Below are 19,793 nucleotides of genomic sequence, written 5' to 3' on the forward strand. Positions count from 1 at the left end.
CCGTGCCCTACGGCCCATCCGTAAGGCGGCCGATGTCCCCGGCACGGTCCCGACACGACCCCCGCGCTCGCCTCGCACCGCCCACACAGAAGAGGCAGCACCCTGACTACGTTCCGAGAGCTCGGAATCCTCCCCGAGACCGCCGAGGCCCTTGAGGCCGTCGGCATCATCAGCCCCTTCCCCATCCAGGAGATGACGCTCCCCGTCGCCCTGACCGGCACCGACGTCATCGGCCAGGCCAAGACGGGCACCGGCAAGACGCTGGGCTTCGGCCTCCCGCTCCTCGAGCGCGTGACCGTCCCCGCCGACGTGGAGGCCGGGCGCGCCAAGCCCGAGCAGCTCACCGAGGCACCGCAGGCGCTCGTCGTCGTCCCCACGCGCGAGCTCTGCACCCAGGTCACCAACGACCTGCTGACCGCGGGCAAGGTGCGCAACGTGCGCGTCCTCGCCATCTACGGCGGCCGGGCCTACGAGCCGCAGGTCGAGGCCCTCAGGAAGGGCGTCGACGTCGTCGTCGGCACCCCGGGCCGGCTGCTGGACCTCGCGGGCCAGAAGAAGCTCGACCTCAAGCACATCAAGTCGCTCGTCCTCGACGAGGCCGACGAGATGCTCGACCTCGGCTTCCTGCCCGACGTCGAGAAGATCATCAACATGCTGCCGCCGAAGCGTCAGACGATGCTGTTCTCGGCCACCATGCCGGGCGCGGTCATCGGCCTGGCCCGCCGCTACATGTCGCAGCCCACGCACATCCGCGCCACCTCGCCGGACGACCAGGGCGCGACCGTCGCGAACACCGCGCAGCACGTCTACCGCGCGCACTCCATGGACAAGCCGGAGCTCGTCGCCCGCATCCTTCAGGCCGAGGGCCGCGGACTGGCGATGATCTTCTGCCGTACCAAGCGCACGGCCGCCGACATCGCCGAGCAGCTCCAGCGCCGCGGCTTCGCCTCCGGCGCGGTCCACGGCGACCTCGGTCAGGGTGCCCGCGAGCAGGCGCTGCGCGCCTTCCGCAACGGCAAGGTGGACGTCCTCGTCTGCACCGACGTCGCGGCGCGCGGTATCGATGTCGAGGGCGTCACCCACGTCATCAACTACCAGTCCCCCGAGGAAGAGAAGACGTACCTGCACCGCATCGGCCGTACCGGCCGCGCGGGCGCCAAGGGCATCGCGATCACCCTCGTCGACTGGGACGACATCCCGCGCTGGCAGCTGATCAACAAGGCGCTGGAGCTGAACTTCAGCGACCCGCCGGAGACGTACTCCACGTCCCCGCACCTCTTCGAGGAACTGAACATCCCCGCCGGCACGAAGGGCGTCCTGCCCCGCACGGAGCGCACGCGCGCCGGGCTCGACGCGGAGGTGCTCGAAGACCTGGGCGAGCCGGGCGGGCGAGCGGCACGCGGCCGTGGCGGCCGCCCCGACCGCAACGACCGGGACCGGGGCGAGCGCGGCGACCGCGGCGATCGCGGCGAGTCCCGTACCGCCGAGCGCGAGCGTCCGGCCCGTACCCCGCGTCGCCGTCGTCGTACGCGCGGCGGTACGCCGATGGACGCGACGCAGCCGGTCGCGGCCGAGTCGACCACCGCACCCGCGCCCGCTCCCGAGCGGACGCCCGCGGTGGAGGACGGCGCGGCGTCCCGTACCCCGCGCCGTCGTCGCCGTACCCGCGGCGGTCCGGGCCCGGAGACGGCGCCGGCCGTGGTCACGGCCGTCGAGTCGCCGGCCGCGGAGACCGCCGTGGCGACGGCGGAGGGCACGGCCGTGGACGCTCCGGAGGCCACGGAGAAGCCGCGCCGCCGCCGGACCCGCGCGTCCGCCGAGGCGACGGTGGCGGAGCCGACGGTCGCTCCGGTCGAGACCGCGCAGGCCCCCGAGGCGGAGCCCGCCGAGGCCCCGGCCACCACACCGCGCCGCCGTACGCGCAAGGTGGCGGCCGCCGCGGAGACCGCGGTCGACACGGCCGAGGCCACCGAGGCGAAGCCGCGCCGCACCCGCAAGGCGACGGCGACGGGCGAGACGGTGGTCGACACCGCCGAGTCCGCCGTGGCCACGGAGACCGCCGAGAGCAAGCCCCGGCGTACCCGCAAGGCGGCCGCGGCCGCCGAGACGGCCGTCGACACCGCGGAGGCCACCGAGGCCAAGCCGCGTCGGACCCGTACCCGCAAGGTCGCCGAGCCGGAGACGACGGCCACCGCCGACATCCCGGCCCAGACCGCGCAGGAACCGGAGCCCAAGGCCCGCCGCACCCGCAAGACCGCGGCCACCGCACCGGCACCGGAGACGGCCGCCACCGAAGCCGAGGCCGAGGTCAAGCCCAAGGCACGGCGCACCCGCAAGGTCGCCGCCGCCGAGACCGCGGTCGACACCGCTGAGGCCACCGAGGCGAAGCCGCGCCGGACCCGCAAGGCGGCGGCGACGGCCGAGACGGTGGCCGACACCGCCGTGGCGACGGAGACCGCCGAGGTCAAGCCGCGCCGCACCCGTAAGGCGGCGGCCGTGGAGACGGCGGACGAGGCCACCGAGGCGAAGCCGCGCCGCACCCGTACCCGCAAGGTCGCCGAGCCGGAGACGACGGCCACCGCCGACATCCCGGCCCAGACCGCGCAGGAACCGGAGCCCAAGGCCCGCCGCACCCGCAAGACCGCGGCCACCGCACCGGCACCGGAGACGGCCGCCACCGAAGCCGAGGCCGAGGTCAAGCCCAAGGCACGGCGCACCCGCAAGGTCGCCGCCGCGGAGACCGCGGAGAGCTGAGCACGGCCCGAGGGCCCGGTCCACACCCGTGGACCGGGCCTTCGGCGTTTCCGTGCTCGGCGTGCCGCCCGATAGCCTCACCCCGTGACCGACCCCACCGCCTTCGACACACCCCAGGGCGCTCGCGCCTACCTGCTGCGGACCGCGCGCGGTGAGTTCGCCGTCGTCGACATGCCCCCGGCCGCGGGAGCCGAGGTGAGGGGGGCGGCGCTGATGCTGCCCGGGTTCACGGGGAGCAAGGAGGACTTCAACCTGGTGCACGCGACGCTGGCCGTGCGCGGGTACCGGACCGTCGCCGTGGACGGGCGCGGCCAGTACGAGTCCGACGGACCGGACGACGACGAATCGCCTTACGCACAGAACGAGTTGGCGCGCGATGTGCTCGCGCAGGCCGAGGCGCTCGGCACCCCCGTGCATCTTGTCGGGCACTCCCTCGGCGGCCAGATCGCCCGCTCCGCCGCCCTGTTGGACCACTCCCCGTTCCGCTCGCTCACCCTCCTCGCCTCGGGCCCGGCCCGGATCTCCGTCTCCCAGGAGCAGCGCGTGCGACTGCTGCGGGACGCGCTCGACGTGATGACCATGGCCGAGGTGTGGGAGGCGATCCGGGCGATGGGTCCACCCGAGGAGGTCGGTGGGCCGGCCCGCGGCCTCGGCACCCAGGAGCAGTTGCGCCGCCGCTGGCTGGGCACCAGCCCCGCCCAACTCCGCGTCACTGGGCGGCAGTTGTGCGGTGAGCCGGACCGGATCGCCGAACTCGCCGCCGTTCCGCTGCCGTTCCACGTCGTGTCGGGCGCCCGCGACGACACCTGGCCGGTGACCGTCCTCGACGAGATGGCGGTACGGCTGGGGGCGCACCGGACGGTCGTAGCGGGCGCCGAGCACTCACCGAACGTGGACCAGCCGCTCGCGACCGCCCGGGCGCTCGCCGGCTTCTGGGACAAGCACACTCCGTAGCGGTGGGCCCGGGGCGTCGCCCGGACGCCCCTAGGTCGCCCGGACGCCCCTAGTACTGCGTCTGCAGGTGCTCCCAGAAGCCGTCACGCAGGGCGCGCCGCAGGTCCGACTGGCCGCGGAGCGAGTACGACAGCAGCCCCTCGGCCTCGACCAGCAGGTCCTGGTCGACCGAGCCCGGCAGATAGGGATGGCCGGGCAGCAGTTCCACCAGCGCGTCGCGGCCCCGCGCCGCCAGCCACTTCGCCGCGATCTGGGCGCCCACGAAGCGGACGTCCTCCCGCGTGGGCCGGGCGGACGCCGACGCCGGCTCGTAGGTCACGGCGGTGCGCCGGGACACGTACGGCTTGAAGAAGTCGAGGTCGAGGGTGCGCTGGCTGTCGACCTCCCAGAGCAGGGGCTCGGCCTGGTTGCGGCCCTCGGGGGCCTCGATGCCCCACAGGTGCACCCGGGCGCCGTACCCCTGCGCCGCCTCGACGGCCGACACCAGGTCCTCGTCGCCGCCGAGGAGCGCGGCGTCGCTGATGGCGCGGTGCCGGGCGAGCGACTCCAGGTCCGTACGGATCAGGGAGTCGACGCCCTTCTGCTGGTTGTTGGCGTTGAGGTTGCCCAGGCGCACCTTCACGTCGGGCAGTTCCGCGATGGACTGCTGCTCGGCGGTGTGGATGCGGCGCCGGGCGCCGTCGTACCAGTAGACCCGCAGCAGCCTGCTGTCCGCGAAGATCGTGCGGGCGCGGTCGATGAGCGCCTCGATCAGGCCCTCGGCGTCGAGGTCGAAGGCGCGGCGGTCCTCGGTGCCGGCCACCAGCCGTCCGGCGGCCGCGTACAGGTACCCCGCGTCGACGAAGATCGCGTGGGTCGAGGGTGTCTTCGCCACCTCGGCGAGCATGCGCTGGAGCAGCGCGTTCGTGCGGTCGATGCGGGCGGTCAGGTCCGCGAGGTCGTCGTTCATCGCCTCCATTGTCCCGGCGGTCACGCTGCGAACACAACCGGTCCCGTTCAGTCTCCGCAAACTCACTTACCGGGCAGTAGTTAGCCGTTCGAAAAATTTCTTTAGCGTAGGGAATGTTTGTAACACGCATCGCGTTGACTAGGTCATGGAGCAGGGGGCACAGCCGCCCCGTGCTCCTTCCAGCCAGTAGTTCTCCTCAGGAGGATGACCAGACGAAGGGGGAAGCCCATGCGCTTCGAAATCCTGCGACTCGACGACATCGACGGCACGCCCGTGGACACGACCGTCGTGGACGCCGCCTCCGTCAACCGGATCGTTCAGCAGGCCGCCGCCATAGGGCAGCGGCTGTGGATCCGTCCGGCCGACACCTCGGCCTCATAACGTACGGATCACCATCCACAGATTTCAGAGCCCCGTGGGGCGGCCGGCCCGACCGGCGCCCCACGGGGCTCTGTGTGTTCCGGGGGCGGGTTCGCCGGGAGTCCGCGTGTTCCCCCGGGCGGGTCCGCCGGAACTCCGCGCCATCCGGGGCGTGCCCGACGTGTACGACCGCGTCGTCAGCAGCCGCCGCATACGAGCCCGGCCTCAGCCGCCCCGGACCACCTGGGTGATGCCGTTGATGATCTGCTGCACGGCGATCGCGGAGAGCATCATGCCCGCGAGCCGGGTCACCAGGACCACGCCGCCGTCCCGGATGACACGGATGATCACGAGCGAGTACCGCATGACGAACCACAGCACGACATGGATCGCGAGGATCGCCGCCCACACCGACACCTGCGAGGCCGCGCTGTCCGCCTTCTGCACGGCCAGGATGACGGAGACGATCGCGCCCGGGCCCGCCAGCAGCGGCATGCCCAGCGGTACGAGCGCCACGTTGACGTCCTTGGTCTGCTTCGGCTCGTCGGTCTTGCCGGTGAGCAGGTCGAGCGCGATGAGCAGGAGCAGCAGACCGCCCGAGATCATCAGCGCCGGCACGGACACGTGCAGATAGTCCAGGATCTGGTGCCCCAGCAGCCCGAACACGGTGATCACACCGCCGGCCACGCACACGGCCTGGAAGGCCATGCGCTTCTGCACCTTGGCGGGCCGGCCGGCGGTCAGCGCGAGGAAGATCGGGGTGATCCCGGGGGGATCCATGATGACAAAAAGGGTCAGGAAGAGAGAGCCGAAGACAGCTACGTCGAACATGAGAGTGAGAAGGCCTTGCGGAAGAAGTGAGCGAACAGAGTGAGGGGTGGCGAGGGGCGGGGCGAGCCTCAGGCTCCGCCGGCCCCCGGCACGGGGAACGCCCCGGTCGCCCGCCGGGTGATCTCGCCGTACACCTCGGGATCCGTGGTGTACGCGCCGAGCGCGACCGTCTTCCGGCTGCCGTGGTAGTCCGAGGACCCCGTCACGAGCAGTCCCAGATCGGCGGCCAGCGCGCGCAGCCGGACCCGCGCGTCCGGGTCGTGGTCCATGTGGTCGACCTCGATGCCGTCCAGGCCCGCCGCGGCCATCTCGGCGATCGCGGACTCCGGGACCGTGCGGCCGCGCTTGGCGGCGGCCGGGTGCGCGAACACGGTGACTCCCCCGGCCCCCTTGACCAGCCGGATGGCCTCGAACGGATCGGTCTCGTGCTTCGCGACGAAGACCCGGCCGCCGTCGGCCAGCCAGTCCTGGGTGAACGCGTCGCTCACGGTGGGCACCACGCCCAGCTCGACGAGCGCGGACGCGATGTGCGGCCGGCCGACGGAGCCGTCACCGGCGATCCGGGCGACCTGCTCCCAGGTGACGGGCACACCCAGCTCGACGAGCCTGGCGACCATGCCCTTGGCCCGCGGCACCCGGTCGTCCCGGACCAGCTCGCGCTCGGCGAGCAGCGCGGGCTCCTCGGGGTCGAAGAGGTAGGCCAGCATGTGCATGCTGATGCCGTCGATACGGCAGGACAGCTCGGCGCCGGTGACCAGCGTGAGCCCCTCCGGCAGCGCGGCGGCCGCCTCGGCGTGTCCGCGGGTGGTGTCGTGGTCGGTCAGCGCGACCACGTCCAGTCCGGCCGCGGCGGCGCCTCGCACCAGCTCGGCCGGGGTGTCCGTACCGTCGGAAGCCGTGGAGTGGCAGTGCAGGTCGATACGCACGACGCGGGCTCCAGGCGGTGACGGGACGGAGGGGGACGCTCCAGCATAACGGGAGGACGGAACACCTCCTGTCACACCCGCACCCGTCGAGCGCCCCCTACATACGCGTCACGACCGCACCACCGCCGCGCCTCGGGCGCCCCCGGAGCGCCGGACTCCAGGACTCTCCGGCATCCGCGCGCTAAGGCTCCAGCAGGCGCGGCGACAGCGCCCCGCACGGCACCAGGTCCAGTTCGGCCCCGGCGTCCCGCAGGTCGGTCAGCACCAGCTCGTCGTACATCAGCAGCCCCGACTGCTCGGGCCACACGACCGCCCACACCCACAGACCGAGCGCCTCGCCCGCGAAGACGGCACGGTCGGCCGGGGCGCTGGGGACGTGCCAGAGCGGGGTCGGGCGGCCGGCGGCCAGAACCTTGACCTGGGGCGGCTTCTCGACGTCCATGGCCGGACCCGGGTCCGGGCCGTCGATGCCGGCGTACCGCGCGCCGAGGCCGACGCCGAGTTCCTCCGCGACCAGGATCAGTTCCCCCATGCCGCCGAGCGGGCCGGGCCCCGAGCAGGCCACGGCGGTGCCGCGGCCGCCGCTACGGTCGTCACCGGCGTAGGCCACACCCGTGAACAGCCACCCGACCGGCAGTGGCCAGGGCATCCACACCGGCACCTGGGTGCGATGCACCACGACACCGAGGGCCTCGACGCTGGGCGGGATCACGGGTTGCAGCGGATGCACCGTGCCGTGCACATCGCACTGCCACGAATCGGCGAAGAGTCCGGGAGCCCTGACCCGGCCACCACACTTCGGGCAACTGGGTTCGCCCCTCATAGAGCTCCACGGTCCTACCCGCGCACGCCCACGTCAAGGACGATCACCCGTCCGGACGGATCCCGCACCCTCGACCCCACCTCGGGAAATTAGATGTAGCTTGCATTAATTAGCTGACCTAACTTATTGTGTGCATATACCAACCACCCTTCTCGATTAGGAGAACCGATGGACCCCTTCGACGCCGGAGCCGGTGGCCTCCTGCGGCAGCCCAAGGCGGTCTGGGCGACGGCCGGCGCGTCGGTCGTCGCGTTCATGGGCATCGGCCTCGTCGACCCGATCCTGCCGTCCATCGCCCAGGGCCTGGACGCCACGACGAGCCAGGTCTCCCTGCTCTTCACCTCATACTTCCTGATCACCGCCGCCGCGATGCTGGTGACGGGCTTCGTCTCCAGCCGCGTCGGCGGCCGCAAGACCCTGCTGCTCGGTCTCGCCTTCGTCGTGGTCTTCGCGGGCCTCGCGGGCACGTCGGGCTCGGTCGGCGAACTCGTCGGGTTCCGGGCCGGCTGGGGTCTCGGCAACGCGCTCTTCGTCTCGACGGCCCTCGCGGTCATCGTCGGCGCGGCCGCGGGCGGCAGCGCCGCCGCGATCCTGCTCTACGAGTCCGCCCTCGGCCTCGGCATGGCGTGCGGCCCGCTGCTGGGCGCCCTGCTCGGCAACGCCAACTGGCGCTACCCGTTCTTCGGCACCGCGTTCCTGATGGCGGTCGGCTTCCTGTGCATCACGGTGTTCCTGAAGGAACAGCCCAGGCCGGCTCGTAAGACCTCGCTCCTCGACCCGCTCAAGGCCCTCGGGCACGGCGGTCTCGCCTCCGCTGCGGTCTCGGCGTTCTTCTACAACTACACGTTCTTCACGGTGCTGGCCTTCACCCCGTTCGTGCTGAACATGACCCCGTACAAGTCGGGCGCCGTGTTCTTCGCCTGGGGCGTGCTGCTGGCCGTGTTCTCGGTGCTCGTGGCGCCGCGGGCGCAGGCACGGTTCGGCTCGCTGAAGGTGCTCGGCGGCTCGCTCGTCCTGCTCGCCGCCGACGTACTGGTCCTCGGCTACGGCGACCACACCACGGCAGTCGTCTGCACGATCCTGTCCGGCGCCTTCATCGGTGTGAACAACACGGTCTACACCGAACTGGCCCTCGGCGTCTCGGACGCGCCGCGTCCGGTGGCCAGCGCCGGCTACAACTTCGTGCGCTGGTTCGCGGCCGCCGCGGCGCCGTACTTCGCGCCGAAGATCGAGGAGTGGAGCGACATCCACATCCCGTTCGTGGTCGCGGCGGTCACGGCCGTCATCGGCGCGGTGGTGGTCTTCGTCCGACGTGACGCGCTGACGCGCGGAGCGCGGGAGCTGGAGCCGCGGCACGCGACGCAGGACGGCGTCACCGTCTTCGCCGACTGAGGGCGACGACCGTCCATCGCCTCGATCGGCTCACCGGCGCGCCCGCTCAACCGGCGCTTTCCGGCCACCCGTTGATGAGAGCTTGCTCACTCCAGGGGGACGGATCTGCGGGACGGATCCCGCAGATCCGTCCCGTTCGTCAGCCACCGCTCCTGGAGGGCCTGCGCGCCGTGGACCCGCTTCCAGGCGGCCTCGTTCGCGGTCATGGGGAGCAGGGGCAGGAACCGTACGGGGTCGAGCGGCTCGTCCAGCTCCAGGTCCTCGACCAGGCCACCCGGCTCGGCGACCAGGACCGAGGTGAACGGGGCGCCGGGCCACAGCGGGCCGCCCACGTCGAGCGAGGCGCCAGGAGTCACGACCAGACCTTCGACCTGCGGAGACGCGGCGAGCACGGCCAGCGGACGGAGCACCTTGTCGGTGTCGGCGAGGCCCGCCCGGACGGAGAGGACCAGCTCCGCGCGGGGACCCTTGACCGGGTCGGCGAGCACCGCCGTGGGGTCCGCCATGGGCTGGGCCGACATGCCGAGCGTGGCGTAGCGGACCACCGGGCCCCCGGCGGAGTCGTCCCGGAAACGCAGCACCTCGACGCGGTCGGTACCGAGGAAGGTGACCGCGGCGCGCGCGTCCGGCTCGCCCAGCGCGCTGCGCAACCGGGCCTCCACCAGAGGAAGAACATCAGCCATGGGGCGAGCATAGAACTCGTCAGTACCAGGCAAAGCAGCGCCTTGACACTTCAGTCGGCTGATACTGTTGCCCGGTGGTTCGGGGCAGCACGCAGAAGCGTCGCGATCAAGCCCCGACGCCGATGGAACTCCCTTACGAGGGACCGGCCGGAGGAGGTGGGGCTGCAATGGACCGAAGTCGACCTGGCAGTACCACCCGCTCTTCCGGCCGCTGATGTAGCTGCTCTGGCTCTGGCTGGCTGCCACCTCTCGCGCCCGTATTTCTACGGAAGAGCACTTCGTTTCGTTTTACCTGATCTGTATCTGTCTGATCTGAATCAGTAGCGAAGCTCGCCACCGCAACGGTGCGGTGCTCCCCGCTTTGTGGACGTGCCAAACATCCGCAGTCTGGACGTCCCCATTCCGGGTAGTTCCACCCGTTCCCGGCGGTTTTTCGTTGCTTGTCGCGAAGGAGCCTGCCATGTCGATGATCCGCGACCTGCGTGCCGTGGTCCGTCCGTCCCGCGTCTCGCTGCGCAAGGACGGTCTGCGCGCGAACGGCCTGCGCACGGACGGTCCGCGTACGGACGGCGGGGTGTACGACACCACCCGCGACCCCTCGACGCCGTCCGCCGTCGTGGACTGCGCCATCTACCGCGACGGCGCCCGCGTCGAGACCGGGGCGCCGCTGACCCCGCACGAGGCGATGCGCCTGGTGCGGCGCGACGGCGGCTTCGTGTGGATCGGTCTGCACGAGCCGACCGAGGCCGAATTCGCCGGTATCGCCCGCGAGTTCGGGCTGCACCCGCTGGCCGTGGAGGACGCCGTGCAGGCCCACCAGCGGCCGAAGCTGGAGCGCTACGACGACTCCCTGTTCACGGTGTTCAAGACCATCCACTACGTCGAGCACGACCGGCTCACCGCCAACAGCGAGGTCGTCGAGACCGGCGAGGTCATGTGCTTCACCGGCCGGGACTTCTTCATCACCGTCCGGCACGGCGGCCAGGGCTCGCTGCGCGCGCTGCGCCACCGCCTCCAGGACGACCCCGAGCTGCTCGGGAAGGGCCCGTCGGCCGTGCTGCACGCCATCGCCGACCACGTCGTCGACGGCTACATCGCGGTCGCCGACGCCGTGCAGGACGACATCGACGAGGTGGAGACGGAGGTGTTCTCGCCGGGCCGCAAGGGCAGTCCGCGTGGCACGGACGCCGGCCGGATCTACCAACTCAAGCGCGAGGTGCTGGAGTTCAAGCGCGCGGTGTCGCCGCTCCTGCGCCCCATGCAGCTGCTGAGCGAGCGGCCCATGCGGCTCGTCGACCCGGACATCCAGAAGTACTTCCGGGATGTCGCCGACCACCTCGCCCGGGTCCAGGAGCAGGTCATCGGCTTCGACGAGCTGCTCAACTCGATCCTCCAGGCCAACCTCGCGCAGGCGTCGGTCGCGCAGAACGAGGACATGCGGAAGATCACGTCCTGGGCCGCCATCGTCGCCGTACCGACGATGGTGTGCGGGGTGTACGGGATGAACTTCGACTACATGCCCGAGACGCACTGGAAGTTCGGCTACCCCGTGATCATGTCGGTCACGGTCGCCATCTGTCTGGGCATCCACCGCACACTGAAGCGCAACGGCTGGCTGTGAGGGCGCCTGGTTAGGCTGGGCCCATGACAAGCGAGCTGCTCGACCAGGCCCTCGTCGAGGAGGCCACGAAGAAGTCCGGCCTCATCTGGGTCCGGGGCTCCGGTGTCCCCGCCGCGCGTCCGCTGTGGCACGTGTGGCACGAGGGCGCGGCGTGCCTGATCGGCGACGGGCCCGGGGAGCAGCCGCTGCCGGGACTGGCCGCCGGGACCGAGGCCGAGGTCACCGCCCGCAGCAAGGACAAGGGGGGCCGGCTGGTCTCCTGGACGGCGCGGGTCGTCGAACTCGCGCCCGGATCCGAGGAGTGGGCGGCGACCGTCGCCGAGCTCAAGGGCAAACGTCTCAACGCGCCCGACGGCGAGGCCATGACGGACCGCTGGTCCCGTGAGTGCCGGCTGCTGCGGCTGGAGCCCACGGGGGTGACGGCGCCGCTTCCCGACGGCTCCCTGGCGACGGCGCCGGTGGCCACACCGGCGACCACACGGCAGCCGGTCCCGGCGGCCCTGCCCCGCCTCCTGCTGAAGAGGCGCGGGCGCCGCTGAGGCGTGAGGCGTCGGTGGGCGACCGCTGAGGCCTGAGGGACGGCAGGGGCGCTGAGGCCTGAGCGGTCGGGCAGGCGGTATGGGGGCCGGCAGTCGGCCGTCACGGCGGCTCCCGGCCCAGACAGGCGGCCGTCACGGCGACCCCAGCCGCCGACAGCCGCCGAAGCCCCGGCGGGCAACCGCCGCCCAGGCCTACGAGGTCGGCAGCTGCTGCCCGTAGTCCACCGTGTCGTCCTTCGCCGGTTCCTTCACGGTGAAGTCCTTGCCCCAGTCGGAGAAGGTGAGCGTGCCCGCGCCGCCCGCGCGTTCGAGGCGCAGCGGGTACGGCTTCCCGTCCAGGGACACGTCCAGCGTGCCGCCGGAGCCGTCGTCGCCGGTGATGCGGATCGTCGGGACGCCCGACTGTTCGTGGTGTCCGCCCGTCCCCAGCTTGCCGTGCAGGGTCAGCAGACTGTCGAGGAGGACGTCCTTGTCGGTGAAACCGCTGAACTTCTTGTACGCGGGGTCGTCCTTCGGGACCTTGACGTACTTGCCGTCGAGCTTGTCGGCGGCCGCCGTGTCCGTGCCGCCGCCCTCGGCCTCGCCGTCCTCATGGCTCCAGAACTCCGCGTCGGCCTTGAGATAGAGCTGGTCGTCGATCCGCAGCACCTGGAACGTCGTCCCCTCGGACGTGACCGACCCGGTCCCGCCGTCGGACTTCAGACGCATGTCGAGCGTGTACGTGCTCCCGCTGGCGACCACGGTTCCGGCCAGCCGCACCGTGTCCACGGACGCGGCCGCCGTTCTCGTCCGGCTCTGGATCTTCGCGGGGGGCAGCTTGCTCACACCGTTCGTCCCCTCGTCGGGGCCGGAGCCGCACCCCGTCAGGCCCGTTCCGGTCACGACCAGGGCGCACAGCGCACTCACCACGAGCACGGCCCGACGGCCATGGCCCTGGAAAATCGCAGTCACGGATGGAGGCTGCCTCTCTCGCGGTCGTCGACGCAGTACGGCAGCGTACCGGGGCCGTCGGGGACCAGCGGAGCCAGTCCGTCCGGACCGCTCACCAGGGCATGCCCGAACGGGACGGGCTAGCCTGAAGCCCACCCGAGCGGACACATCGGAAGCGAGCGGACATCCGGAAACACCCTCGGCGCAAGCGAACCGGAAGCCACGTCAGAGGAAGTACAGCAGCCACGCCCCGTACGCAAAGGAAGCCCCGTCATGGCAGCCGGCGCCCCCCGGATCTTCGTCTCGCACCTCGCCGGCGTCCCCGTCTTCGACCCGAACGGCGACCAGGTGGGGCGCGTACGCGAGCTGATCGTCATGCTGCGCGTCAAACGCCGGCCCCCGCGCCTGCTCGGCATGGTCGTGGAACTCTCCACCCGGCGCCGCGTCTTCCTGCCCATGACCCGGGTGACCGGGATCGAGTCCGGCCAGGTCATCAGCACCGGCGTCCTCAACGTCCGGCGCTTCGAACAGCGCCCCACCGAACGCCTCGTCTTCGGTGAACTCCTCGACCGCCGGGTCACGCTGGTGGAGACCGGCGAGGAGGTCACCGTGCTCGACCTGTCGGTACGGCGGCTGCCCGCGCGCCGCGACTGGGAGGTCGACCGCGCGTTCGTGCGCAAGGGGCGCAAGAGCAGCGCCTTCCGTCGCGACCGGGGCGAGACGCTGACCGTCCCGTGGTCCGCCGTCACCGGCTTCTCCCTTGAGGAGCACGGGCAGGGCGCCGAGAGCCTGCTCGCCACCTTCGAGCAGCTGCGCGCCGCCGACCTCGCCAACGTCCTGCACCACCTCTCCCCCAAGCGGCGCGCCGAGGTCGCCGCGGCCCTCGACGACGACCGGCTCGCCGACGTCCTGGAGGAGCTGCCGGAGGACGACCAGATCGAGATCCTCGGCAAGCTGAAGGAGGAGCGCGCCGCCGACATCCTGGAGGCGATGGACCCGGACGACGCGGCCGACCTGCTCTCCGAACTCCCGGAGGAGGACAAGGAGCGGCTGCTGAGTCTGATGGAACCCGCCGACGCGGCCGACATGCGGCGCCTGATGTCGTACGAGGAGGACACCGCGGGCGGTCTGATGACGACCGAGCCGATCGTGCTGCGGCCGGACGCCACCGTCGCCGACGCCCTCGCCCGGGTCCGCAACGGCGACCTCTCCCCGGCCCTCGCCGCCCAGGTCTACGTGTGCCGTCCGCCCGAGGAGACGCCGACCGGCAAGTACCTCGGCACGGTCCACTTCCAGCGGCTGCTGCGCGACCCGCCGTACACCCTGGTGAGCGCGATCGTCGACGACGACCTGCGCCCCCTCGACCCCGAAGCCGCGCTGCCGCTGGTCGCCGGGTTCTTCGCGACGTACGACATGGTCGCGGCGCCCGTCGTCGACGAGGCGGGCTCGCTGCTCGGCGCGGTGACCGTCGACGACGTGCTGGACCACATGCTGCCGGAGGACTGGCGGGAGACGGAGTTCCACCTGGACGAGGAAGGCATGGGCGAGGACGGGATCGGCGCGGACGAGATCGGCGCGGAGGCGATCCGCGAGGAAGCCGAGGCGGAAGAGGCGATCGACGAGGAAGCGACCGGTCATGGCACCTGAGCGCGAGACCGCCCGCGAGCGGACACCCGCGGGCGCCACCGCCGCCGGCCGGCCGCGGGCCCGGCTGGACCAGCCGCGCGCGCCCCGGCGCCGCATCCTGCCCGAGTGGGATCCGGAGGCCTTCGGGCGGCTGTCGGAGCGGATCGCGCGCTTCCTGGGCACGGGCCGCTTCATCGTCTGGATGACGGTCGTCATCATCGTGTGGGTGGTGTGGAACGTCTCCGCGCCGGACCCCCTGCGCTTCGACAACTACCCGTTCATCTTCCTGACCCTGATGCTGTCCCTCCAGGCCTCGTACGCGGCCCCGCTGATCCTGCTCGCGCAGAACCGGCAGGACGACCGCGACCGCGTCAACCTGGAGCAGGACCGCAAGCAGAACGAACGGTCCATCGCCGACACCGAGTACCTCACCCGCGAGATCGCCTCCCTGCGCATCGGCCTCGGCGAGGTGGCCACCCGCGACTGGATCCGCTCCGAACTGCACGACGTCATGAAGGAGCTGGAGGAACGGCACCCCGACGGACACGTCAGATTCCCGGCAGAACGGGCAGAACGGCCGGAACGGTCGTCCGCACGTGACGCAGACGACCGCTGACATCCATCCCTGCGGCCGGGACCGGCGCCGTACCATCGTTCTCATGGCTACGGAAGACGCGGTGCGCGAAGCGCTGGCGACGGTGAACGACCCCGAGATCAACCGCCCCATCACCGAACTGGGGATGGTCAAATCGGTGGAGATCGGCGCGGACGGAGCGGTCGCGGTCACCGTGTACCTGACGGTCTCGGGCTGCCCGATGCGCGACACGATCACCCAACGGGTGACGGAGGCGGTCTCCCGGGTCGAGGGCGTCACCGCTGTCGGCGTCACCCTGGACGTGATGAGCGACGAGCAGCGCAAGGAGCTGGCGACGGCCCTGCGCGGCGGCCAGACCGAACGTGAGGTCCCCTTCGCCAAGCCCGGCAACCTGACCCGGGTGTACGCGGTGGCGTCCGGCAAGGGCGGCGTCGGCAAGTCGTCGGTGACGGTGAACCTCGCGGCGGCGATGGCGGCCGACGGACTCAAGGTGGGCGTCGTCGACGCCGACATCTACGGCCACTCCGTGCCGCGCATGCTGGGCGCCGACGGCCGCCCCACCCAGGTCGAGAACATGATCATGCCGCCGTCGGCGAACGGTGTGAAGGTCATCTCGATCGGCATGTTCACCCCGGGCAACGCCCCGGTCGTCTGGCGTGGCCCGATGCTCCACCGCGCCCTCCAGCAGTTCCTGGCGGACGTGTACTGGGGCGACCTGGACGTGCTCCTGCTCGACCTGCCTCCGGGCACGGGCGACATCGCCATCTCGGTCGCGCAGCTGATCCCGAACGCGGAGATCCTGGTCGTCACCACGCCCCAGCAGGCGGCGGCCGAGGTGGCCGAGCGCGCGGGCTCCATCGCCGTCCAGACCCACCAGAAGATCGTCGGCGTGGTCGAGAACATGTCGGGGCTGCCCTGTCCGCACTGCGGCGAGATGGTCGACGTCTTCGGCACCGGCGGCGGCCAGACGGTGGCCGACGGCCTCACGCGGACGACCGGCGCGACCGTCCCGGTGCTCGGCAGCATCCCCATCGACGTCCGGCTGCGCGAGGGCGGCGACGAGGGCAGGCCGGTGGTCCTCACCGACCCGGACTCCCCGGCGGGCTCGGCCCTGCGGTCGATCGCGGGCAAGCTCGGCGGCCGGCAGCGCGGCCTCTCCGGCCTGTCGCTGGGCATCACGCCGAGGAACAAGTTCTAGAGCCGGTCCCTCCCGCGCCGGCGGGCGCGGCCGGATCCGGTACAGCGAGGGGCGCCGTCCGTGGCGGACGGCGCCCCTTCGCGTGCTCAGGCCGCTCCGGCTAGGCGTACGCGCTGATGTCCTTGATCATGGCGAAGCCGAGACCGTACGCGCTCATGCCCCTCCCGTACGCCCCCACGTGGACGCCCTCCTCGGTCGAGCCCGCGAGGACCCACCCGAACTCGGACTCCCGGTAGTGGAACCGGGTCGGGACGCCGTCGACCGGCAGCGACAGCGTCGACCAGTCCGGCCCGGCCAGGTCGTCGGCCAGTACCCAGGCCGTCTCCGTCTGCTGGTCCAGCCAGGAGTCGCGCAGGCTGTGGTCCATCTGGCCGGGCCAGGTGAAGGACAGCAGCCCCACCCCCGCCAGCCAGGCCGCGGAGGACACCGAGGTGGCCTCCAGCAGTCCGGTGCCGTCCGCGCTGCGCCGCACCGGGTTGGCGGCGACGGTGACCACGACCGCGAACCGCTCCTTGTCCTCGGTCGCCTCGTTGCGCACGGAGGGTTCCTCACCGTGCCCGATCGACCCGTGCTCGACGGCGCCGTCGGCCGCCGTACCGACCTGCATCAGCCAGCGCGGCCCGGTGAAGGCCTCGTCGAGGCCGTACCAGGGGAAGGGCGCCAGCAGGTAGCCGTCGACCGTGCGCCGGGCGGAGGGGACCTGCTGTCCGCCCTCCGCGGCCGGCGCCTGTGCGACCGCCCCACTTGTCGTCTCCATGTGCCCGGACGCCTCCTCGCTCTCGTCGGATCCGGGCGGCCCGCCCCCCTTCGGGCGTACTCGTCCGGTCCGCGCAACAACTCGGCAGCATATCCACCCCGTCGCGGACAACAGCGAAACCGCCCGGCGCGTGGGTCGCTCGGAGGTCCTGTTCAGGCCTCGCGGGGCCTGAACAGGAGTATGAAACGCGTCACGTACGCCGTGGGGCGTGCGTGACGCGTCGGGGGTCCGGCCTCTGCTCGTCCTCGCTCAGGTGGCGTCCGCGTCGTACGGCGGGCGCTCCTCGCGGCCTTCGGAGCCTTCGGGCTTCTTCGTCATGTCGATGCGGCCACCGGACGGACCGGCGGACGACGACGGCGAGGAGGACGCCGAGGACGACTCCGCGTCGCGGCTGTGCACCGCGTCCGTGACCTCGGCCATCTCCTTCTTGAGGTCGAAGCCGTTGCGGATCTCCTTGAGCCCCAGCTCGTCGTTGTCCATGTGCTTGCGGATGAACGTCTTGGGGTTGAGGTCCTCGAACTCGAAGTCCTTGAACTCCGGGCCCAGCTCCTGCCGGATGTCCTGCTTGGCGCTCTCCGAGAACTCACGGATCTTCCGGACCGTGCGCATCACGTCCTGGATGACCTTCGGGAGCTTGTCCGGACCGAAGACGAGCACGGCGAGGACAACGAGCGTGATCAGCTCGAGCGGTCCTATGTCATTGAACACCTGAAGCTCCTTGCGATGTCCTCGGTCCTCGGCCCTCGGCTGTCTGTGCGGTCTTCCGTGGTCCGGGCCGGGTCCACGGTACCCGGCCCGGCTGTCGGACCGGTACTGTCCCGAGCCGTCCGGGTGCGTGTACGCGACCGGTTTTTCGCGGTGTTTGCCTTGCCGGGCCCGGAAACGGCCCCGGCCTGTGACGTTTTCCGTCCCTCGCGGGCGGGCGCCGATGCCCGGGCGGGTCAGTCGCCGTCCGCGGATCCGAGGACGAGGATGATCGTCCTGGCCCGGCCGCCACGCTCGACGGTCAGCTCCAGGCGGTCACCGGGACGATGGGCGCGGGTCTTGACGATGAGCTCCTCGCCGGAGTGGACGCGCCGGCCGTCCACCGCGGTGATGACGTCGCCCGCCCTGAGCCCGGCCCGGTCGCCGGGGCCGCCCGCGGTGACCGGGGAGCCGCCGGCGCCGCTCTTGGCGGCGACCCGGGCGCCGTCCCCGGCGAAGTCCATGTCGAGCGTGACGCCGATGACCGGATGGGTCGCCCTGCCGGTGTTGATCAGCTCCTCGGCGACGCGCTTGCCCTGGTTGACGGGGATGGCGAAGCCGAGCCCGATCGAGCCGGGCCGGTCGCTCCCGGGGTCCGAGCCGTTGTCGGCGGACTGGATGGCGGAGTTGATGCCGATCACCCGGGCCTGCGCGTCGAGGAGCGGGCCGCCGGAGTTGCCGGGGTTGATGGGGGCGTCGGTCTGGAGGGCGTCCACGTACGAGACGTCGCCCCCGTCCTCCTCGCCGCCCGCCGTGATGGGCCGCTCCTTGGCGCTGATGATGCCGGAGGTGACCGTGCCCTCCAGGTCGAAGGGGGCGCCGATGGCGACGACGGGGTCACCGACCCGCACGTTGTCGGAGTTGCCGAGCGGGATGGGCCTGAGGCCCTCGACTCCGCTCACCCGCACCACGGCGAGGTCGTAGCCGCTGTCGTGTCCGACGACCTCGGCCTCGGCGGTCTCGCCGCCGTTGAAGACCACGGTTATCCGGCCGTCCGGGCCGGCGGGCCGCACCACGTGGTTGTTGGTGAGGATGTAGCCCCGGGTGTCGAGCACGAAGCCGGTGCCGGTGGCCTGTTCCCCGGTGCCGGTGACATGCAGGGTGACCACCCCGGGCAGGGCCCGCGCCGCGATGCCCGCCACGCTGTCCGGAGCCCGCCCTGCGGGCACCGCACCGGCCTGCGGCAGCTCCACCGTCCCCAGTCCGCCGTTGCGCTCCAGATACGCGCCTACGACGCCGCCCGCGACGCCGGCGACGAGGGCGAGCACCACGGCCCCGCCGACGATCCCCCGCCGCGCCCCGCGGCGCCGCTGCCGCTCGCCGGGCACGGCGGCCCCGTTCAGCTGAAGGGGGCCGGAGGCGAGCGGTACGGCGGTGGCGAGCGGGGCGGCGGCCCAGGGGTCGTAGCGCTGCCAGGGGGCGCCGGGCCCCCCGGTGTCGGACGACGGGAGCCGGTCCTGTGCCGAAGTGGGCGTCCCCGGGGCACCGGCGGCCGGTGCGGGCACCCCCAGGGCGTCAGCAGGCGACGCGGGCGCCCCTGGGGCGTCAGCGGCCGGTACGGGCACCCCTTGCGCGTTCGCGGGCGACGCGGGCGTCTCCTGGGCGTCAGCGGCCGGTGCGGGCGTCGGGAGGGGAGCACCGTGCGTCGCCGCCGTCACGGCGGGGTGCTGGACCGGCGGAGCGGGCGCCCAGGGACCCGCTTCGCCGTACGGCGGGGTGCTGTAGGGATCGGGGTCGTGAAGAGGCCTGGGCCGGTCACCGGCCGACGCCGACGCCGGGACTTCGCTGCCGGAACCGGAGCCGGAGCCGGTTCCCTGTCCGGGAACGGGGGCAGGAACGGGTGCGGGCACGGCGGCAGGGGCGGGAAGAGGTTCGACGTCGGGGATCGCGGCGGGCGGCACCGGAGCGAAGTCGCCGCCGTACGCGGGCTGGTCCGGCCTCGTCCGCGTACGAGGCCGGTTCCACCACTTCGCCTTCGTGGGCTTCCCCTCGTTCATGCTCTCCCCCACAGCCGGCCCGGCTCGTCGACGCCCACCCCCGCGCCCGGCTCTGTGCCGTGGGCGCGGCCCTCCCTGGATTCAACCAGGTTCGCGGGCCGTCGCGCAGCGCTC

Annotated in this window: 18 protein-coding genes; 9 read left to right on the forward strand and 9 right to left on the reverse strand. The window is 72.0% G+C overall.

The annotated features are described in order from the left end of the window. The first annotated feature begins 192 nt into the window (after positions 1–192). Complete coding sequence (locus tag ACWCQK_RS21930; RefSeq protein ID WP_451157262.1) at positions 193–2,754, forward strand: DEAD/DEAH box helicase; 2,562 nt, start codon at positions 193–195, stop codon at positions 2,752–2,754. Positions 2,755–2,838: 84 nt separating this feature from the next. Next, positions 2,839–3,708: an alpha/beta fold hydrolase gene (locus ACWCQK_RS21935; protein WP_451157264.1), complete on the forward strand. Its 870-nt coding sequence runs from the start codon at positions 2,839–2,841 to the stop codon at positions 3,706–3,708. Between the two features lie 49 nt (positions 3,709–3,757). On the opposite strand, the gene ACWCQK_RS21940 is transcribed toward ACWCQK_RS21935, so the two are convergent. Continuing rightward, a complete protein-coding gene (locus ACWCQK_RS21940) occupies positions 3,758–4,657 on the reverse strand; it encodes an NYN domain-containing protein (protein ID WP_451157266.1) in 900 nt (299 codons plus the stop codon). A gap of 228 nt (positions 4,658–4,885) precedes the next feature. On the opposite strand from ACWCQK_RS21940, the gene ACWCQK_RS21945 reads away from it, so the two are divergent. Next, positions 4,886–5,038 (forward strand): hypothetical protein, encoded by a 153-nt coding sequence (locus ACWCQK_RS21945; RefSeq protein ID WP_351148613.1) that lies wholly within the window; start codon positions 4,886–4,888, stop codon positions 5,036–5,038. Positions 5,039–5,242: 204 nt separating this feature from the next. On the opposite strand, the gene ACWCQK_RS21950 is transcribed toward ACWCQK_RS21945, so the two are convergent. The 3 genes from ACWCQK_RS21950 to ACWCQK_RS21960 form a co-directional block, all read right to left on the reverse strand. Continuing rightward, positions 5,243–5,848, reverse strand: coding sequence for a MarC family protein (locus ACWCQK_RS21950; protein ID WP_451157268.1), 606 nt, complete (start codon positions 5,846–5,848; stop codon positions 5,243–5,245). Between the two features lie 68 nt (positions 5,849–5,916). Then, positions 5,917–6,774 (reverse strand): PHP domain-containing protein, encoded by an 858-nt coding sequence (locus ACWCQK_RS21955; RefSeq protein WP_451157270.1) that lies wholly within the window; start codon positions 6,772–6,774, stop codon positions 5,917–5,919. A 181-nt stretch (positions 6,775–6,955) separates the two neighbouring features. Next, on the reverse strand, positions 6,956–7,597 hold the full coding sequence (locus ACWCQK_RS21960) for a DUF6758 family protein (protein WP_451157272.1): 642 nt from the start codon (positions 7,595–7,597) through the stop codon (positions 6,956–6,958). A 168-nt stretch (positions 7,598–7,765) separates the two neighbouring features. Here ACWCQK_RS21960 and ACWCQK_RS21965 point away from each other — a divergent pair, with 168 nt between their 5' ends. Further along, positions 7,766–8,989 (forward strand): MFS transporter, encoded by a 1,224-nt coding sequence (locus ACWCQK_RS21965; RefSeq protein WP_451157274.1) that lies wholly within the window; start codon positions 7,766–7,768, stop codon positions 8,987–8,989. Between the two features lie 86 nt (positions 8,990–9,075). On the opposite strand, the gene ACWCQK_RS21970 is transcribed toward ACWCQK_RS21965, so the two are convergent. Beyond that, positions 9,076–9,672 (reverse strand): suppressor of fused domain protein, encoded by a 597-nt coding sequence (locus tag ACWCQK_RS21970; protein WP_451157276.1) that lies wholly within the window; start codon positions 9,670–9,672, stop codon positions 9,076–9,078. A 460-nt stretch (positions 9,673–10,132) separates the two neighbouring features. Between ACWCQK_RS21970 and ACWCQK_RS21975 the strand changes: the two genes are divergently transcribed. Continuing rightward, complete coding sequence (locus ACWCQK_RS21975) at positions 10,133–11,293, forward strand: magnesium and cobalt transport protein CorA (RefSeq protein WP_451157278.1); 1,161 nt, start codon at positions 10,133–10,135, stop codon at positions 11,291–11,293. Between the two features lie 23 nt (positions 11,294–11,316). Then, on the forward strand, positions 11,317–11,832 hold the full coding sequence (locus ACWCQK_RS21980) for a hypothetical protein (RefSeq protein ID WP_451157280.1): 516 nt from the start codon (positions 11,317–11,319) through the stop codon (positions 11,830–11,832). A gap of 192 nt (positions 11,833–12,024) precedes the next feature. Here the strand turns inward: ACWCQK_RS21980 and ACWCQK_RS21985 are convergent, their stop codons facing one another. Beyond that, positions 12,025–12,783 carry a hypothetical protein gene (locus tag ACWCQK_RS21985; protein ID WP_451157282.1) on the reverse strand — a complete coding sequence of 253 codons (759 nt, stop codon included), beginning with the start codon at positions 12,781–12,783 and terminating at the stop codon, positions 12,025–12,027. Between the two features lie 252 nt (positions 12,784–13,035). On the opposite strand from ACWCQK_RS21985, the gene ACWCQK_RS21990 reads away from it, so the two are divergent. From ACWCQK_RS21990 to ACWCQK_RS22000, 3 genes are read left to right on the forward strand one after another with little or no spacing between them, the layout of a single operon-like run. After that, a complete protein-coding gene (locus tag ACWCQK_RS21990) occupies positions 13,036–14,409 on the forward strand; it encodes a magnesium transporter MgtE N-terminal domain-containing protein (protein WP_451157284.1) in 1,374 nt (457 codons plus the stop codon). Beyond that, the gene (locus tag ACWCQK_RS21995) at positions 14,399–15,004 is read left to right on the forward strand and encodes a DUF1003 domain-containing protein (protein ID WP_451157286.1); all 606 of its coding nucleotides are present in this window, start codon (positions 14,399–14,401) and stop codon (positions 15,002–15,004) included. The genes ACWCQK_RS21990 and ACWCQK_RS21995 overlap by 11 nt, the downstream gene beginning before the upstream one ends. Before the next feature lie 43 nt (positions 15,005–15,047). Next, on the forward strand, positions 15,048–16,181 hold the full coding sequence (locus tag ACWCQK_RS22000; protein WP_451157288.1) for an Mrp/NBP35 family ATP-binding protein: 1,134 nt from the start codon (positions 15,048–15,050) through the stop codon (positions 16,179–16,181). Positions 16,182–16,281: 100 nt separating this feature from the next. Here ACWCQK_RS22000 and ACWCQK_RS22005 read toward each other — a convergent pair whose 3' ends face one another. The 3 genes from ACWCQK_RS22005 to ACWCQK_RS22015 all read right to left on the reverse strand — a co-directional run bounded on the left by ACWCQK_RS22005 (position 16,282) and on the right by ACWCQK_RS22015 (position 19,679). Beyond that, positions 16,282–16,938, reverse strand: coding sequence for a hypothetical protein (locus ACWCQK_RS22005; RefSeq protein ID WP_451157290.1), 657 nt, complete (start codon positions 16,936–16,938; stop codon positions 16,282–16,284). Positions 16,939–17,187: 249 nt separating this feature from the next. After that, entirely contained in the window at positions 17,188–17,646 is a 459-nt protein-coding gene (locus tag ACWCQK_RS22010; RefSeq protein WP_451157292.1) for a sec-independent translocase, read from the reverse strand. Between the two features lie 233 nt (positions 17,647–17,879). After that, entirely contained in the window at positions 17,880–19,679 is a 1,800-nt protein-coding gene (locus ACWCQK_RS22015) for a trypsin-like peptidase domain-containing protein (protein ID WP_451157294.1), read from the reverse strand. Positions 19,680–19,793: the final 114 nt, after the last annotated feature.

The organism is Streptomyces sp. NPDC002306 (assembly GCF_053593435.1).

Coding starts and splice junctions, on each gene's coding strand:
- ACWCQK_RS21930 (WP_451157262.1), top strand. CDS start 193: ATGACGCTCCCCGTCGCCCTGACCGGCACCGACGTCATCGGCCAGGCC.
- ACWCQK_RS21940 (WP_451157266.1), bottom strand. CDS start 4,657: ATGAACGACGACCTCGCGGACCTGACCGCCCGCATCGACCGCACGAAC.
- ACWCQK_RS21945 (WP_351148613.1), top strand. CDS start 4,886: ATGCGCTTCGAAATCCTGCGACTCGACGACATCGACGGCACGCCCGTG.
- ACWCQK_RS21950 (WP_451157268.1), bottom strand. CDS start 5,848: ATGTTCGACGTAGCTGTCTTCGGCTCTCTCTTCCTGACCCTTTTTGTC.
- ACWCQK_RS21960 (WP_451157272.1), bottom strand. CDS start 7,597: ATGAGGGGCGAACCCAGTTGCCCGAAGTGTGGTGGCCGGGTCAGGGCT.
- ACWCQK_RS21965 (WP_451157274.1), top strand. CDS start 7,766: ATGGACCCCTTCGACGCCGGAGCCGGTGGCCTCCTGCGGCAGCCCAAG.
- ACWCQK_RS21970 (WP_451157276.1), bottom strand. CDS start 9,672: ATGGCTGATGTTCTTCCTCTGGTGGAGGCCCGGTTGCGCAGCGCGCTG.
- ACWCQK_RS21975 (WP_451157278.1), top strand. CDS start 10,133: ATGTCGATGATCCGCGACCTGCGTGCCGTGGTCCGTCCGTCCCGCGTC.
- ACWCQK_RS21980 (WP_451157280.1), top strand. CDS start 11,317: ATGACAAGCGAGCTGCTCGACCAGGCCCTCGTCGAGGAGGCCACGAAG.
- ACWCQK_RS21990 (WP_451157284.1), top strand. CDS start 13,036: ATGGCAGCCGGCGCCCCCCGGATCTTCGTCTCGCACCTCGCCGGCGTC.
- ACWCQK_RS21995 (WP_451157286.1), top strand. CDS start 14,399: ATGGCACCTGAGCGCGAGACCGCCCGCGAGCGGACACCCGCGGGCGCC.
- ACWCQK_RS22000 (WP_451157288.1), top strand. CDS start 15,048: ATGGCTACGGAAGACGCGGTGCGCGAAGCGCTGGCGACGGTGAACGAC.
- ACWCQK_RS22005 (WP_451157290.1), bottom strand. CDS start 16,938: ATGGAGACGACAAGTGGGGCGGTCGCACAGGCGCCGGCCGCGGAGGGC.
- ACWCQK_RS22015 (WP_451157294.1), bottom strand. CDS start 19,679: ATGAACGAGGGGAAGCCCACGAAGGCGAAGTGGTGGAACCGGCCTCGT.